This window comes from Agreia sp., from assembly GCF_964263775.1.
GTDB lineage: Bacteria > Actinomycetota > Actinomycetes > Actinomycetales > Microbacteriaceae > Agreia.
This window is the reverse complement of record NZ_CAXVWM010000052.1, coordinates 1-15354: the sequence shown is the minus strand read 5'-3', so window position 1 is coordinate 15354 and position 15354 is coordinate 1. Positions and strand designations below refer to the sequence as shown.

Here is a 15354-nt window from a genome sequence, read left to right as displayed (position 1 = left end):
CATGCGCCGCCCCCCATTCGACGCGGAACTCGAACCCGAGCTGAAAGCGCTTACGGAAGAAATTCCCTCGACGATCACACAGGAGATGATCCCCGCTCTGCGGGCAATGGCGGATTCCGCCCCTGCGCTCGAAACCATCATGGTTCGGGGCTTCTCTCGGCGGGATGTGACGATCGTCGGGCACGACGGCGGCGAGATCGTGGTCAGCGTGCTGGCGAAGAAGGGTCGCGCAGGAGCCGGTCCCGGAATTTTCTACGTGCACGGCGGAGGAATGATCACAGGAGAACGCTTCGGTGGCATCGATATTGTGCTCGGGTGGCTGGAGGCGGTGAACGGCGTCTGCGTCAGCGTCGAGTACAGACTCGCGCCGGAGTTTCCCGATCCGTATCCCATCGAGGACTGCTACCTGGGCCTTCTCTGGACCTCGGAACACGCCCTAGAGCTCGACATCGACCTCGATCGCCTTATCGTAGCGGGCAGGAGCGCGGGTGGTGGGCTGGCGGCCGGTCTTGCGCTGCTTGCACGCGACCGCCGAGGCCCGGCGCTGGCGGGCCAACTGCTGATGTGTCCCATGCTGGACGACCGTGATGCCACGGTCTCCTCCCGGCAGATCGACGGTGTGGGGACATGGGACCGCGGTTCGAACGTCACAGGCTGGAGAGCGCTCCTCGGCGATCGACGGGCGACAGGCGACGTGTCGATCTATGCCGCGCCCGGCCGAGCGACCGATCTTTCGCGCCTCCCGCCGGCGTACGTCGATTGCGGCAGCGCGGAGGTGTTTCGAGACGAGGACGTCGCATACGCCACCGGTCTCTGGGCGGCAGGGGTGCAGGCCGAACTTCACGTGTGGGACGGCGGTTTCCACGGATTCGACAGGTATCTCCCGAACGCGGTCGTTTCGCGAGCTTGCCGTGCCGCGCGCGACACCTGGGTCGCCCGAATCCTTACCTGAAGGTATGAGGATTCAATTCAGGACTGACCGGCCTGACCAGTTTCGGATAGGCTGGCCCCGCCTCCTTCAGTCTGATGGAGACCTTCCGAGTAATGAAAGGAATGCCCAAGTTGAATATCGTATCCGCCGAGGTGGTGGTCTGCAGTCCGGGGCGCAATTTCGTTACTCTCCTCGTCACCACCGACGACGGACTCGTCGGCGTCGGGGACGCGACGCTAAACGGTCGCGAATTGGCCGTCGCGAGCTACCTGCAGGACCACATCGCTCCGTTGCTGGTCGGCCGTGACGCGCAGGCGATCGAGGGGACTTGGCAGTACTTCTACCGGGGGGCGTATTGGCGACGCGGTCCCGTTACGATGGCGGCGATAGCCGCTGTCGACGTGGCACTGTGGGACATCAAGGCGCAAGCGGCGGGCATGCCGCTGTATCAGCTTCTCGGCGGTCGGAGTCGCGAGACTATCCGCGCATACGGCCACGCCCACGGTCGTGACATCGCCGAACTGGCGGATTCGGTCCGAGAGCGCAAGGAGCAGGGTTTTGACGCCGTGCGGGTGCAGGTCGGCATTCCGGGAAACGATCCGGGTTACGGCATTTCTGGGACGCCGGGTAAGCCTCGCTACGAGCCTGCCATTGCCGGGCCGCGACCGACGGAAGAACGTTGGGACGCTGGATCATATCTGCGGTTCATTCCGAAAGTTTTCGAGAACATCCGCCAGGAATTCGGCGATGAACTCGACCTCCTTCACGATGTACACCATCGCCTCACGCCCATCGAGGCGGCACGCCTCGGCAAGTCGTTGGAGCCCTACCACCCGTTCTGGCTGGAAGACGTTACCGTCGCCGAGAACCAGCAGTCCATGCGGACCGTACGTGAGCACACCACGGTGCCTCTGGCTATGGGCGAGACGTACAACTCCCTGGTGGACTACCTTCAGCTCATCCCTGAACAGCTGATCGACTACGTCCGCAGTGCCGTGACCCACTCAGGCGGTGTCACCGGGCTGCGTCGGATCCTTGACTTCGCTGCTGTCTACCAGATCAGGAGCGCGGCACACGGACCGACTGACATCTCTCCGATCGGGCTTGCCGCGTCGCTCCACATCGACGTGTCGCATCACGCTTTCGGCATCCAGGAGTACATGCAGCATGAAGAGACCGTCTTCGATGTGTTCGATGTCGGATATTCCTTCGACAGGGGCGCATTCCAACCCGGCGAGCGCGCTGGGTTGGGGGTTGTCTTCGATCAGAGCGCGGCTGCTAAGCATCCCTACAAGCAGGCGTACCTGCCCGTGAACCGTCTCCGCGACGGCACCGTTCATGACTGGTAGTCGGTGAACGCGCCTGCGGGGCTGGGCTAAGATGGATCGCCCGCGTGCCTGAAGGGAATCGCATGATCAACGTCGTCTCGGCGGCGCGGACTGCGCCACGAATTGCCAGCCGTGCCCACTTCGAAGCAGAGTTGGTGCGAAAGATTCTGAGCGGCGCGTACCCGGCCGGCTCGAAGCTTCCGGGGGAGCGCCTGCTTGCGGTCGAGAGCGGTCTTTCACGTCCTGTCGTCCGCGAGGTGCTCCGGGGCATGGTGGAGCGCGGACTCATCGACGTGATTCCTGCGCGAGGTGCCTATGTAAACGCGCCCGACATGATGCAGCTCGCAGGGGTGGCCGGCCCGGCAGCCCGCCAGCAGGGCGCGACGCCTCGCGACCTCGTCGAGGCACGAGAACTCATTGAAGCTCAAGCCGCGCGCCGCGCCGCAGAACGCGCCTCGCCGGAGGATGTGGAGCGGTTGCAGAATCTCGTGGACGCGTTCGACCGTGCCGGATCGACCATTGAGCGCACGCAGTGCGACCTCGCCTTGCACGCGTCGATCGCGCAGTTGTCGGGAAACCCTGTGCTCGGCATCCTGTTCGGCGCAATTGCCCCGCTCGTGCTGGATGTGCAACTGCGCAGCCTCGCCGACCCGGCGATTCTTCATCGAGGTGCACCTATGCACCACGACATCGTCGATGCTATTTCGCAGAAGGATCCTGATCGCGCGGCGGCCAAGATGTCGGAGCACATCCTCCTCGCTCTGGAGATGTATGGGGGTGACCTCGACGTACCACTCAGCGAACTGGCCGTGGGCCGTCTAGAAGGTCTGCTGGGGAGTCAGCGTCAACTTCAGGACATCGTTCACGGTGTTCTGACGACATACCGCTCGTCGTGACGGTCGCTTCGAGGAGCATCTGAGCGTTGTACTGGTAATACCGGTCTTACAAGGGTTATAGTGGGTCGTAACGCGGGCGTTGGTCCGCCCGAGACTCGCGAGGTGCGGACGAGCATGAAGGCTAGACGCTGGGCGGTGCTCGCACTCGCCATCGCGGTCGAGGTCGCCGCAACCCTCTCGCTGAAGGCCGCGCTCGAGGTGCCCGTCTTCTACGTCATCGTGGTTCTCGGCTATGCCACGGCCCTCGTGCTCCTCGCGATCTGTCTGCGCCTGGGCATGCCGATCGGTGTCGCCTACGGAATCTGGGGTGCGGTCGGCGTCGCGGCAACAGCGCTGCTCGCCACGGCGATCTTCGGCGAAGCTCTCACGCCCCTCACGGGAGCGGGCGTCGCACTGATCGCGACCGGTGTGTTGACCGTCGAGATGGGATCCCAGCGAGCGCAGCGTCCAGAGAACGGAGAGCCCTCTTGAGGTGGCTCTTCCTGGCCGGAGCGATCGTGAGTGAGGTCGCGGCGACGATGGCGCTGCGCGCATCCGAAGGCCTCAGGCGGAAGATCTGGGCCATCCCCGTAGCACTCGGTTATCTGCTTGCCTTCGTGCTCCTGGGTTTGGCGCTCGAGGCCGGCATGCCCGTCGGGGTAGCTTACGGCACGTGGGCGGCGACGGGCATTGCCATGACCGTAATTCTCGCGCGTGTGCTCTTCCGCGAGCCGCTGACGCGCACGATGACGCTGGGAATCGTGCTGATTGTCCTGGGTGTCATTGTGGTTGAAATAGGAGCCGGCAGTGGCCACTGAGCCGAGAACCCAAGCAGGAACGACAATGAGCGCGTTGCGGTGGCACGGCCAGCGCGACGTGCGGATCGAACGCGTCCCCGTGCCGGAGCCGGCGCCTGATGAAGCATTGATCGCGGTCGAGTGGGTCGGGCTGTGCGGAAGTGACCTGGAGGAGTATCTCGACGGCCCCATCGTCGTCTCCGGACCAATAACGCTCGGCCACGAGATCGTCGGTATCGTCACGGCCTCGGCCGCAGACGGTTCCGGCCCACCCGCGGGAACGGCAGTGGTGGTTGACGTTGTGACCGGCTGCGGGCACTGCTTCTGGTGTCGCAACCACAACGAGGGCCTCTGCCCGGATGAAGTCGTCACCGGGATGGACGTCGACGGTGGTTTGGCCGAGTTCGTCGTCGGTAGAGCCTCTCGCCTGATCTCCGTACCCCAGGCCCTCGACCTGCGGAGCGCCGTACTGGCGGAACCCACTGCCGTCGCCGTGCGTGCCGTTCGGAAACTCGGACCAATGCGCGAGCGTGGCGCCGTGATCATCGGCGGTGGCACGATCGGCCTCCTCACCGCGCAGGTTCTGCGTCATTATGGCGCTGGTCCGATCGTGCTCGTTGAGCCCCACGAGGGCCGCCGAGCTCTCGCCGAACAGCTCGGCTTTTCGGCGGTGTGGTCCGATACTGCCGTCGAACGTGCCCTTGCCGTCGTCGCCTCGGAAACCTTTCCCTCGCACGGTATCGACGTTGTCATCGAATGCTCGGGCGCCGAGGGCGCCGCTGGCGAAGCCACTCGTCTCGTGCGAGCCGGCGGCACGACCGTGCTGCTGAGCGTCACCGCACACGACCAGCTGGTCGACACGACGGAAGTCATGCTCGCCGAGAAGACCCTGATCGGATCTGCTGCGCACATGTGGGATGACGACGTTCAGCCTGCGGTGGAGTTGATTGCCTCCGGCGCCGTGCGTGTCGACGACCTAATCTCGCACACGCTCCCTCTCAGGGAGGGACCCGCAGCCTTCGAGATCCTCGCAGACCGCACCCAGAACTCCCTCAAAGTGCTCGTGCACGTGCCCACAGTCCCATCAAGGAGAGCCTGAGATGACTCCGAACGATTCCCTTTCGACGTCAACGGAGTCCCGCACGGCCGATCGTGAACCACCCGCAGATCTGATCGCTCGCCTTACCCTCGAAGAGAAGGTGAGCGTCCTCGCCGGCGCGAGTGCTTGGAGTACGGCCGCGCTGCCTTCCATCGGACTCCGCGAAATGACCCTCTCGGACGGGCCGAGTGGCGTCCGTGGGGTGCTTTGGGACGAACGTGACCCGTCGCTATGCCTACCCTCCGGCACGTCGCTTGGAGCGAGCTGGGACGTCGATCTCGCCCGCGAATACGGAACCGTGATCGCCGCGGAGGCGCGCCGAAAGAACGTGGACGTGGTGCTCGGGCCGACGATCAACCTGCACCGCTCGCCACTGGGCGGTCGGCACTTCGAAGCGTTCAGCGAAGATCCCCGTCTTACGGCCGACTTGGCTGCGGCGTACGTCAACGGCGTTCAGGAGCAGGGCGTGGGCGCGACGCCGAAGCACTTCGTTGCCAACGACTTCGAGACCGATCGATTCAACGCGAACGTGCGCGTCTCCGACCGCGCGCTGCGGGAGCTGTACCTGCTCGCCTTCGAGAGGGCGGTCACCGAGGCACACACCTGGCTGGTGATGAGCGCGTACAACTCGATCAACGGCACGACGGCGACCGAGAACCGGCTGCTCACAGACCCGCTCACTACGACCTGGGGCTTTGACGGGGTGATCGTCAGCGACTGGACTGCGGTGCGAACCATTGAGAGTGCGCGTCAGGCGCAGGATCTCGCCATGCCAGGACCCACGGGGCCGTGGGGGGAAGCACTCGTTGCGGCTGTACGCAAGGGCGAGGTCGACCAGGCGACGATCGATCGCAAAGTCCAGAACATCCTGCGCTTGGCTGCGCGGGTGGGCGCCCTCGGAGGGTTCGCCCCCCAGCCGGTGGCCACCGGGCCAGAACCGCGCGCGTTCGCTCGCCGCGCGGCATCCGAAGGCTCCGTCTTGGTCCGCAACGAACACATACTGCCACTGGACGCCGATTCAATTGTCACCGTCGCGGTGATCGGAGACAGCGCCAAACGACCGCGAGTGCAGGGCGGCGGCAGCGCCACGGTCATTCCCGATCACGAAGTCACCCCGCTCGATGGTCTCCGCGACGCGCTCCCTGGAGCGCAGATCACCTACGCTCAAGGTGCCGTAGTGCACGGCGGTTTCCGTCCGTTCGAACCCGCACGAATCACGAACCCCATCACCGGTGGGGCTGGGGCGCACGTCGCGCACTACGGGGCCAGCAACGAGCTGCTCTATGACGAGGAACGCTTCGGCGGCTTCATCCTCGACTTCGGCGTCCACGAGCGCGACATCGATCGGGAGTACATGACGTACACGACAATGTTCACTCCCGAGCTGTCGGGCGTGACACAGATCGGCTTCGCCTCTCCCGGCACCGGACGCTTGTTCATCGACGGTCAGCTCGCGTTGGAGGCGACCCTCGAGGCGGACTCGAACATCGTGCAGTCATTCTTTACGCCCCCCGCGGCCACCGCTGCCGTTTGCGCGCAGGCGGGTGTGCCAATCGAACTACGATACGAGTTCGTACCGGGCTCGATCGTCGACGGAGTGCCAGGCTCGCTGACAGTGAGCTTCGGCACTGAGACTCCCGTCCCCACAGATGCCGAGCGGGCCATGATGATTGAGGAGGCCGTCGCGATCGCCCGCACTACCGACGTCGTGGTCGTCGTCGTCGGTACCGACGAGGCATCCGAATGTGAGGGGTATGACCGTGAGCACCTCAGGCTCCCTGGCGGCCAAGATGACCTCGTCGCGGCCGTAGCGGCGGCGAATCCGCGCACTATCGTCGTAATCAACGCCGGTGCGCCCATCGAGATGCCGTGGCGGAACGACGTCGCAGCCGTACTTCTCACGTGGTTCGCTGGGCAGGAGTATGGGCACGCCTTGGCAGACATCCTCCTCGGCGTGACCGAGCCCGGCGGACGATTGCCCACCACCTGGCCGGTCACCCTCGCTGACGTTCCCATCTCCGAAGTCGTCCCGGTCGACGGCCACCTCGACTACACGGAGGGCATCCACATCGGCTACCGGGCCTGGCTGCGCGCGGGAACCGAGCCCGCCTATCCGTTTGGATACGGTCTTGGCTACACGCGCTGGGAATTCTCCGACCTCCGCGTCGGCCCTTCGGCGCCAGACACGCTCGGTGTCGAGGTGGACGTCGCGAACGTGGGTGAGCGCGCGGGAAAGCAGGTTATCCAGATTTACGCGAGCAGGCCGAAAACAGCGGTCGATCGGCCGGAGAAATGGCTGGTCGGATTCGCAGTCGTGCGAGCCGAAGCCGGAACGACGACGACGGCACACGTCACCGTTCCGTTGCGTGCGCTCGCTCACTGGGATGACGGGTGGCGAATCGAGCCGGGTGGATATCACATCGCCGCCGGTGACTGCCTTGACCATCTCACCCGGCCCGTCGTCGTTGACATAGGAAGTCCGTCTTGACCCCCTCCGGCTTACTCGCCATCGGCGAGACGATGGCGCTCGTCACGCCCTCGTCGTGCGAGTCGCTCGCAGACGCGCAGTCCTTTCGCGTCCATGCCGGCGGAGCGGAGTCGAACGTGGCCGCACATGTTGCAGCGCTCGGTCATCGCGCTCGCTGGTTCAGCAGACTTGGAGCCGATGCGCTGGGGCGACGGGTGAGCGCACAGCTGAAAGCGCGCGGAATCGACGTTTCCACCGTTGTCTTCGATGCGCATTCGCCCACGGGATTGTATGTAAAGGATCCCGGAAAAGGCGTCATTTACTTCCGCGCAGATTCCGCCGCCTCTCAACTCTCTCCGGAAGATGTGGACCGCCTCGACTGGGACGGCGTTCGTGTCTTGCATGCATCCGGCATCACCAGTGCGATCTCAGCGTCGGCGGGCGCTTTTCTCACTGCAGCGATCAGCAGGGCGGTCGCGCGAGGGATAACTGTGAGTTTCGACGTAAATCATCGCGCAGCACTGTGGGACGCGCCGACTGCGGCACCTGTTTTAGCGGATTTGGTCGGGCGTGCACACGTTGTCTTTGTCGGACGCGACGAGGCCGAAACCTTATGGTCAACGACGACAGCGAAGACCGTTCGAGCTCTCTTTCCTTCTGTGCCCGAACTCGTCGTCAAGGATGGCGAAATTGGTGCGACCTCATTCGCCGGGGATATCGAGACGTTCGCACCCTCTCGTTCGGTCGAGGTCGTCGAGGCCGTCGGCGCGGGTGACGCGTTCGCTGGGGGGTACCTGGCTGGCATGTTGGCGGGCTTGCCGGTCGTCGAGCGCCTACATTTAGGACACGAGCGTGCAGCGCAAACGCTGCGAACCACTGACGATTTTCCCGAGAAGGAGGCACACAAATGACGGATATAGCTGCGGTCGGAAACGCGTGGTTCGACGAGGCCTTCGCCACGGCGCGGATAATGGCGATCTTGCGAGGAAGGGGCGTGCAGCGTTCGCTCGCTATCGCGAAGGCTGCGTGGGACCTTGGCATCGATGCAGTTGAAGTCACGCTTCAGGGCGCCGAAGACGAAGCGACTCTGCGCGAACTCGTGCGGGTGGGGGCCGAGAGAGGAAAGATTGTAGGCGCGGGAACGGTGATCGACCCTAATCAGGTGGTTCTCGCGCACCGGGCGGGTGCCGCGTTCCTGGTTTCGCCCGGCCTCAATCTCGCCGTCGTCCGCGCTGCTCACGATGTCGGCATTCCGATCATTCCCGGCGTAGCGACTCCCTCCGACATCCAACTCGCCCTATCCGTCGGGCTGAGTTGGCTGAAGGCTTTCCCCGCTCACTGGCTCGGCACCGATTGGTTCGCTCATATGCATGGGCCGTTTCCCCAGGTTCAGTTCGTCGCTACCGGGGGGATGGACGCAGAAAACGCGCAAGCGTTCCTTAACGCGGGAGTACGCGTCATCGCCGTCGGGTCGGCTTTGGAAGACTCGGAGCAGCTCGTGAAGCTCGCGGGACTAGTGAACGGTTCCGCAGGCGCCCGGCCGTAGGAGAAGCGCAGAAAATAATCCTGCCGGGTCGACTATTGCTGCTTGTCGAGGACGTTCTTCGGAAGCAGGGCGAAGAACGATTTGGTCGCGGCGTTGTCGCCGCACCCATCCACCCGCCCCATCGATCGGGTAATGCCCTCACGGCGAAGCACTGCGACGAATTTCCTGGACCGGAATTGCAACCCGCGGTTCGAGTGAAGTTTCGTGTCGTCGACGTCGCGGAGAGCGACCGTGTCGCGAAGAGCGGCCATGGGGAAGTCCGCGATCATCGTCGAATCGCTTGAATAGCCAACGATCCGGTTGGCGAACACGTCTGTGAATGCGCAGAAGCGTATGTGGCGACACGAGACTGGCTCCGGTAACGGATACGTTTTCCGCGCCTGTCGCGCTGTCTGCGCGGCATTTAGCGGAACTACGAGGCGCGCAGGCGGAGGCCCTGCGGGGTCGCGCCGAATCCGGCTGTCTCGAGGGCACGACCGATGTCGGTGCCCAGGGCGTATTCGCCGTTCACTTTCTCTACGGTGAGCTTGGCGACCCGGCCGGCGATGACGGTCGCGGCCAGCGACGACGACGCGGAGGCCAGCTCGTCGTCGTTCGTGGCGAACGACAGCAGCGTCTTGCCTCCCCGTTCGACGTAGAGAATGAGTCGCCCGTCGACGAGCACCACCAGGGCTCCGGCCTTGCGACCCGGCCTGTGCCCGGTGCCGCCCGGCCAGGGAAGAGCCGCGCCGTAGGGGTTGGCCGGGTCGGTGGCCGCCAACGTCACGGCCCTGTCGGTGACGGGTTTCTTGTCGGGGCTCTGTCGCTCGGCCAGGGCCTCGGCGGTGAACGAGCGCAGACGGTCGATCGTGCCGCCGGTGGCGAACTGGGATGCGCCGAGCGTCTCGATGAAGTAGCCGCGCCGAGCGCGGCCCGTCTCCTCGAACCCCGACAGCAGGCGATAGGCCAGGGCGAAGCCGCCCACGATGCGCTCGGCGACCACGGCGCCCTTCGTCACGACGCCGTAGCGCTCGAGGAGCATGTCGCCGAGGGCGTGCCCGCGCACGGTGGGGTCGGTCTCGGGCGTGGGCAGCAGCGACCAGCGCCCGCCGGCGGTGGGTGGACCGATGCGGGTGACCATCGTCGGGCGCGCGTAGGAGCGCCCGCGATAGAGCTTGGAGCGGGGAGCCGCGCGCTTGGTGCTGTGCGCGGACTTGCCCCCGCCCGTGAGTGAGCGCAGGGGCGCGAGCGTGTCGTTGGTGATGCGCCCCGCCCACACCAGGTCCCACAGGGCGGTCACCAGTTCGGTGTCGTCGACGGCCGAGCCCAGCCCGGTGCCGACCGTGTCTGAGAGGGCGCGGAAGAAGAACGCGCCTCCGCCCTCCAACGCCCCGAGCACCGCGTGCTGCAGCGTCGTGGGCTCGAGCGGTTCGGCGAGGGGAATGGTGAGCGGGGCCGTCTCGGCGAGGTGCATGGCGACCCAGCCGTCGTTGCCGGGCAGCGAGCCTGCGCCCGACCAGACGACCTCGCCCGTGGCGGTGAGCTCGTCGAGCATGGCCGGGCTGTACTTGTGCACACGGCTGGGCAGGATGAGGGTCTCCCACGCCGAAGCCGGAATCGGCACGCCCGCCAGTTGGTCGATGACGGTGGCGACGCCGTCGACGCCGCGCAGGGAACCTCCGATGTGCTGCCATGACGGCAGGAAGCGCGCCAGGGTGGTGGTGTCGACAGGTTCGACCTCGTGCCGCAGTGCCGCGAGTGAGCGCCGTCGCAGTCGCCGCAGCACCTCGACATCGCTCCACTCGGTTCGCGACGCGCCCGGGCTGTCTGCGCCCAGGGGCCTGAATTCTCCCTCGAGCGCGCGCCGGGCGCTCTCGAGCCGGCGCAGCGCATCCAGAACCACGGCGGAGCCGAGCCCGTAGCGGCTCGCCGCCTCGGCCACCGTGAACGGGGCGTGCGTGCGGGCGTAGCGGGCGACGAGGTCGGCGACCCGGTCGGGAACGGGCTCGATGAACGCGTCGGGAACGCCGTAGGGAATGGGGACTCCCAGGGCATCGCGCAGTCGGCTCGCGTCTTCGATGGCGGCCCAGCGCTCGTCGCCCGCGATGTTGACGACCAGGGCGCGGCGCGCCTCGACGAGCTGGCCGAGAAGAGCGGATGCCTGCGGCGCGGCCTCGTCGACGAGCCTCGCCGTGACCTCGGCCATCGAGAGCGGACCGAGCACTCGGATGAGGTCGGCAACTCCCTCGATGTCGCGCGCCTTGCGATCGGGCGCGAGGCGCTGCAGCTCGAGCTCGGTCTGCGCGATGACGGCCGGGTCGAGGAGCTCGCGCAGTTCGGCGCGGCCGAGGAGTTCTGACAGCAGGGTCGGATCGAGCGACAGGGCAGCGGCGCGACGCTCGGCCAGCGGACTGTCGCCCTCGTAGACGAACGAGGCGACGTAACCGAACAGCAGTGACTTGGCGAACGGCGAGGGGTCGAAAGTCTCGGCCTCGACGACCCGGATGCGCCGCGCGTCGAGGTCGCGGGCGAGCCCGATGAGCGCGGGCAGGTCGTAGACGTCTTGCAGGCACTCGCGAATCGTCTCGAGAATGATCGGGAACGTCGGGAACTTGCGCGCTACGTCGAGCAGCTGGGCGCTGCGCTGGCGCTGCTGCCAGAGGGGCGAGCGCTTGCCCGGGTTCTGCCGGGGCAGCAGCAGTGCCCGGGCCGCGTTCTCGCGGAAACGGGACGCGAACAGGGCCGAGCCGCCCACCTCTTGTGTGACGAGCTGCTCGAGCTCGTCGGCCTCGAACAGGAACAGTTCGGCGCCGGGCGGCTCGCTCTCGGTGTCGGGCAGTCGCAGGATGATTCCGTCGTCGTTGGCCACGGATGCGCCGTCGATGCCGAAGCGCTCGCGCAGTCGCGCGCCGATGGCCAGCGACCACGGCGAGTGCACCTGCATGCCGAACGGGGAGTGCAGGATGACGCGCCAGTCGCCGAGCTCGTCGCGGAAGCGCTCGATGACGAGGGTCTTGTCGCTGGGCACGTGGCCCGTGGCCTCGCGCTGTTCGAGAACGAAGGTGACGAGGTTGCTGGCGGCGCGCTCGTCGAGCCCCGCGCTCTCGGTCATGCGCGCTCGCTCTTCGGCATCCGCCCCCGCCAGCTTGCGGGTGAACTCGCCGATGGCACGGCCGAGCTCTGCAGGCCGGCCCTGACCGTCGCCGCGCCAGAACGGCAGTCGGCCGGGTTCGCCGAACGCGGGTGTGACGAGCACCCTGTCGTGCGTGATCTCTTGGATTCGCCAGCTCGTGGCTCCGAGGGCGAAGACGTCGCCCACGCGCGACTCGTAGACCATCTCTTCGTCGAGCTCGCCCACCCGGTTGCCGCCCTTGGCGGTGGATGCGGTGCCGGTCGCCTGCTCGGATGCCGCGCCGCCGACCATGAAGACGCCGAAGAGCCCGCGGTCGGGGATGGTTCCGCCGCTCGTGACGGCGAGACGCTGGGCGCCCGGCCGGCCCGTGAGGGTGCCCGCGTCGCGATCCCAGACGAGTCGGGGGCGCAGCTCGGCGAACTCGTCTGACGGGTAGCGGCCGGCGAGCAGGTCGAGGGTTGCCTCGTAGGCAGAGCGGGGGAGGCCGGCGAAGGGTGCGCTGCGCCGAACGGTATCGAACCACTCCTCGACGTCGATCGGTTCGAGCGCGCAGGCTGCGACGGTCTGCTGGGCCAGGATGTCGAGGGGATTCGTGGGCACCGACAACGACTCGATGAGGCCCTCGGTCATGCGCAGTGAGGCGACGGCGGAGTGCAGCAGATCGGCCCGGTGCTTGGGGTACAGGATGCCGCGGGACACCTCGCCCACCTGGTGCCCGGCGCGGCCGACGCGCTGCAGGCCACTGGCGACGCTCGGCGGCGACTCGACCTGCACGACGAGGTCGACGGCGCCCATGTCGATGCCGAGTTCGAGGCTCGAGGTGGCGACCACGCAGCGTAGGCGACCCGTCTTGAGGTCGTCTTCGATGACCGCACGCTGCTCTTTCGAGACCGAACCGTGGTGGGCGCGGGCCAGAATCGGCTCGTCGGCTCCGTCGCCCGCTCGGGCGCTGACGCTGGCGGGAACGCCCTTGGTCTGTCCGGCCTGCCCCATGACCTGGGCCGGGATTTTCGAGTTCGCGCGCGAATCTTCGAGCCGCTCCAGGTAGATCTCGTTGAGCCGCGCGGTGAGTCGCTCGGCCAGCCGACGCGAGTTCGCGAAGACGATCGACGAGCGGTGGGCGAGGATGCGGTCGACGATGCTCTCTTCGACGTGCGGCCAGATCGACCCCTGGCCTCCACCCGACCCGTCGTCCTCCCGGAGCGCCCCGGCCGCGGATCCTTCCCGCTCGCCCGCCGAGGGCAGCGCGGTCATGTCGTCGACCGGAACGACGACCCGCAGGTCGAACTTCTTCGTCGAGGGGGGAGCGACGATGGTGACGGGCCGGCCGCCGGCGAGAAAGCGGGCCACCTCTTCGCGTGGACGCACGGTGGCCGACAGCCCGATGCGCTGCGCCGGTTTCTCGAGCAGGCCGTCGAGCCGCTCGAGCGAGACCGCGAGATGCGCGCCGCGCTTGGTGGCCGCGACCGCGTGCACCTCGTCGATGATGACGGTCTCGACGGTCGAGAGCGACTCGCGCGCGGCAGAGGTGAGCATCAAGAACAGCGACTCGGGTGTGGTGATGAGGATGTCGGGCGGGTTCTTCGACTGGGTGCGACGGTCGGCCTGGGTCGTGTCGCCGCTGCGCACGCCCACCTGGATGTTCGGCGGCTCGGTGCCGAGGCGCTTTGCCGTCTGCGTGATGCCCACCAGGGGCGAACGCAGGTTGCGCTCGACGTCGACGGCGAGCGCCTTGAGCGGCGAGATGTAGAGCACCCGAACGCCCGCCTTCTCGGGCGGAGGCTCGGAGGTGAGCCGGTCGATCGACCAGAGGAAGGCAGAGAGGGTCTTGCCCGAACCGGTCGGGGCGACGACGAGTGCGTTCGACCCCGCCGACACGGCCTTCCAGGCGCCGAGCTGCGCGGGGGTGGGCGCGCTGAACGCCCCGCGGAACCACTGCTGCGTCGCGGGGGAGAATCTGTCGAGCACGTCGCCCATAGCCTCCATCCTCACGCATACCGCCGACAGCGTGTCCTCGGGCGGCGGCGGCTGGCTCCGTGGGTGAGAATGGACTATGAGCGTGAGAACTCCAGACCCCGATCCCGAGTGGACCCCCGAGGGCAGCAATATCCCGCCGACACCGTCTCAGAATTCCAATCCGGGATGGCTGAGCGACGTCGAACTGGCTGAGATCCGACGCCGCCTCCCTCTGCTCTACGTCGAGGCGGTTCCGGTTCGCGTCGACGGCCTGGGCCAGGTCACCGAGGTCGGCATGCTGCTGCGCGCCACTCCCACGGGCTCGATCACGCGCACGCTCGTCTCGGGGCGCGTCATGTACGGCGAGACGATCCGGGATGCCCTCTTCCGCCACCTCGAGAAAGACCTCGGCCCGATGGCGTTCCCGCAGCTGCCGGCGAGCCCCATCCCGTTCTCCGTCGCAGAATACTTTCCGCTTCCGGGCGTCACCCAGTTCTACGACGAGAGGCAGCACGCCGTGTCGCTGGCCTACGTCGTGCCGGTCACAGGTACCTGCGAACCCCGTCAGGATGCGCTCGAGGTGACCTGGATGACCCCGCAGGAGGCGGCATCCGACGAACTCTCCGCCGAGTTCGAGGGCGGGCGCGGCTCGCTGCTGCGCGCAGCCCTTGCATCGGTTGGCCGCCTGATCTAGTTTCGAGCTTAGAAACGGGCGGAGATTCCGCTTCACCGAGGCGAATAGAGCGTCGGTATGCAGGAATCTCCGCCCGTTCAGGCGAAGCGCGGGCTGCTAGCCCTGGGCGCGGCGTCCCTGGCGACGGGCGCCGTTCGCGCCACCACCACCGTTGCCGCCGGATGCGGATGCGCCGGCCGCGTAGCCGCCCTGTCCGCCGGTCGACGTGGAGTAGGTGCGCGACGAGCCGCCGGCCGGGGCCGCTGCGCGGCCTCCACCGTTGCTGCCGCGGCGTGCGCCGCCGGCCGACGCCGGGGCGCCCGCGGTGGCGGGACGACCCGAGCGGTCACGACGGGGACGGCCCTCGCCGCCGCCGGCCGATGGCGAACCGTCGCGCGCCGTGCGCTTGCGCTGGGCGTTGGCGCCCTGCGAGCCGCCCGCACGTCGCGGCGTGCCCTGAACCTGAACGGCGGCGCGGGGAGCGGGCTTGACCCACTCGGCCAGCTCGCCGACCAGCTCGGCGACGGCGGGGGAGTTGGCGGTGACGCGCTGCGGGGTGACGTGGATGGC

Annotated in this window: 11 protein-coding genes and 2 pseudogenes; 10 read left to right on the top strand and 3 right to left on the bottom strand. The window is 66.9% G+C overall.

The features are described from left to right. The first annotated feature begins 1 nt into the window (after nt 1). From ACE5CZ_RS04760 to ACE5CZ_RS04720, 9 genes are all read left to right on the top strand, one after another. Entirely contained in the window at nt 2-952 is a 951-nt protein-coding gene (locus tag ACE5CZ_RS04760) for an alpha/beta hydrolase (protein ID WP_374946192.1), read from the top strand. A 110-nt stretch (nt 953-1062) separates the two neighbouring features. Further along, entirely contained in the window at nt 1063-2280 is a 1218-nt protein-coding gene (gene manD, locus ACE5CZ_RS04755) for a D-mannonate dehydratase ManD (protein ID WP_374946191.1), read from the top strand. Between the two features lie 62 nt (nt 2281-2342). After that, entirely contained in the window at nt 2343-3155 is an 813-nt protein-coding gene (locus ACE5CZ_RS04750) for a FadR/GntR family transcriptional regulator (RefSeq protein ID WP_374946190.1), read from the top strand. 114 nt (nt 3156-3269) lie between these two features. Next, complete coding sequence (locus ACE5CZ_RS04745; RefSeq protein WP_374946189.1) at nt 3270-3626, top strand: DMT family transporter; 357 nt, start codon at nt 3270-3272, stop codon at nt 3624-3626. Continuing rightward, nucleotides 3623-3952 (top strand): DMT family transporter, encoded by a 330-nt coding sequence (locus ACE5CZ_RS04740; RefSeq protein ID WP_374946188.1) that lies wholly within the window; start codon nt 3623-3625, stop codon nt 3950-3952. The genes ACE5CZ_RS04745 and ACE5CZ_RS04740 overlap by 4 nt, the downstream gene beginning before the upstream one ends. Nucleotides 3953-3977: 25 nt before the next feature. Then, on the top strand, nt 3978-5030 hold the full coding sequence (locus tag ACE5CZ_RS04735; protein WP_374946187.1) for a zinc-binding dehydrogenase: 1053 nt from the start codon (nt 3978-3980) through the stop codon (nt 5028-5030). Between the two features lie 202 nt (nt 5031-5232). After that, nucleotides 5233-7518: a beta-glucosidase gene (locus tag ACE5CZ_RS04730; RefSeq protein ID WP_374946186.1), complete on the top strand. Its 2286-nt coding sequence runs from the start codon at nt 5233-5235 to the stop codon at nt 7516-7518. Further along, entirely contained in the window at nt 7515-8408 is an 894-nt protein-coding gene (locus ACE5CZ_RS04725; RefSeq protein ID WP_374946185.1) for a sugar kinase, read from the top strand. Before ACE5CZ_RS04730 ends, ACE5CZ_RS04725 begins: the two co-directional genes overlap by 4 nt. Further along, the gene (locus ACE5CZ_RS04720; RefSeq protein WP_374946184.1) at nt 8405-9043 is read left to right on the top strand and encodes a bifunctional 4-hydroxy-2-oxoglutarate aldolase/2-dehydro-3-deoxy-phosphogluconate aldolase; all 639 of its coding nucleotides are present in this window, start codon (nt 8405-8407) and stop codon (nt 9041-9043) included. The genes ACE5CZ_RS04725 and ACE5CZ_RS04720 overlap by 4 nt, the downstream gene beginning before the upstream one ends. Nucleotides 9044-9078: 35 nt before the next feature. Here ACE5CZ_RS04720 and ACE5CZ_RS04715 read toward each other — a convergent pair. Both ACE5CZ_RS04715 and ACE5CZ_RS04710 read right to left on the bottom strand, forming a co-directional pair. Further along, nucleotides 9079-9249: pseudogene (locus tag ACE5CZ_RS04715) on the bottom strand (IS3 family transposase); the annotation flags it as partial. A 206-nt stretch (nt 9250-9455) separates the two neighbouring features. Continuing rightward, complete coding sequence (locus tag ACE5CZ_RS04710; RefSeq protein WP_374946183.1) at nt 9456-14132, bottom strand: ATP-dependent helicase; 4677 nt, start codon at nt 14130-14132, stop codon at nt 9456-9458. 76 nt (nt 14133-14208) lie between these two features. Between ACE5CZ_RS04710 and ACE5CZ_RS04705 the strand changes: the two genes are divergently transcribed. Beyond that, nucleotides 14209-14805 (top strand): NUDIX hydrolase family protein, encoded by a 597-nt coding sequence (locus ACE5CZ_RS04705; protein ID WP_374946182.1) that lies wholly within the window; start codon nt 14209-14211, stop codon nt 14803-14805. Nucleotides 14806-14901: 96 nt separating this feature from the next. On the opposite strand, the pseudogene ACE5CZ_RS04700 reads toward ACE5CZ_RS04705, so the two are convergent. After that, nucleotides 14902-15354 (bottom strand): annotated as a pseudogene (locus ACE5CZ_RS04700) (ATP-dependent helicase); the annotation flags it as partial.

What these genes read in the sequence shown, in the direction of transcription:
- ACE5CZ_RS04720 (WP_374946184.1), top strand. Translation starts at nt 8,405, where the DNA reads ATGACGGATATAGCTGCGGTCGGAAACGCGTGGTTCGACGAGGCCTTC.
- ACE5CZ_RS04760 (WP_374946192.1), top strand. Translation starts at nt 2, where the DNA reads ATGCGCCGCCCCCCATTCGACGCGGAACTCGAACCCGAGCTGAAAGCG.
- ACE5CZ_RS04710 (WP_374946183.1), bottom strand. Translation starts at nt 14,132, where the DNA reads ATGGGCGACGTGCTCGACAGATTCTCCCCCGCGACGCAGCAGTGGTTC.
- ACE5CZ_RS04735 (WP_374946187.1), top strand. Translation starts at nt 3,978, where the DNA reads ATGAGCGCGTTGCGGTGGCACGGCCAGCGCGACGTGCGGATCGAACGC.
- ACE5CZ_RS04705 (WP_374946182.1), top strand. Translation starts at nt 14,209, where the DNA reads ATGAGCGTGAGAACTCCAGACCCCGATCCCGAGTGGACCCCCGAGGGC.
- ACE5CZ_RS04745 (WP_374946189.1), top strand. Translation starts at nt 3,270, where the DNA reads ATGAAGGCTAGACGCTGGGCGGTGCTCGCACTCGCCATCGCGGTCGAG.
- ACE5CZ_RS04750 (WP_374946190.1), top strand. Translation starts at nt 2,343, where the DNA reads ATGATCAACGTCGTCTCGGCGGCGCGGACTGCGCCACGAATTGCCAGC.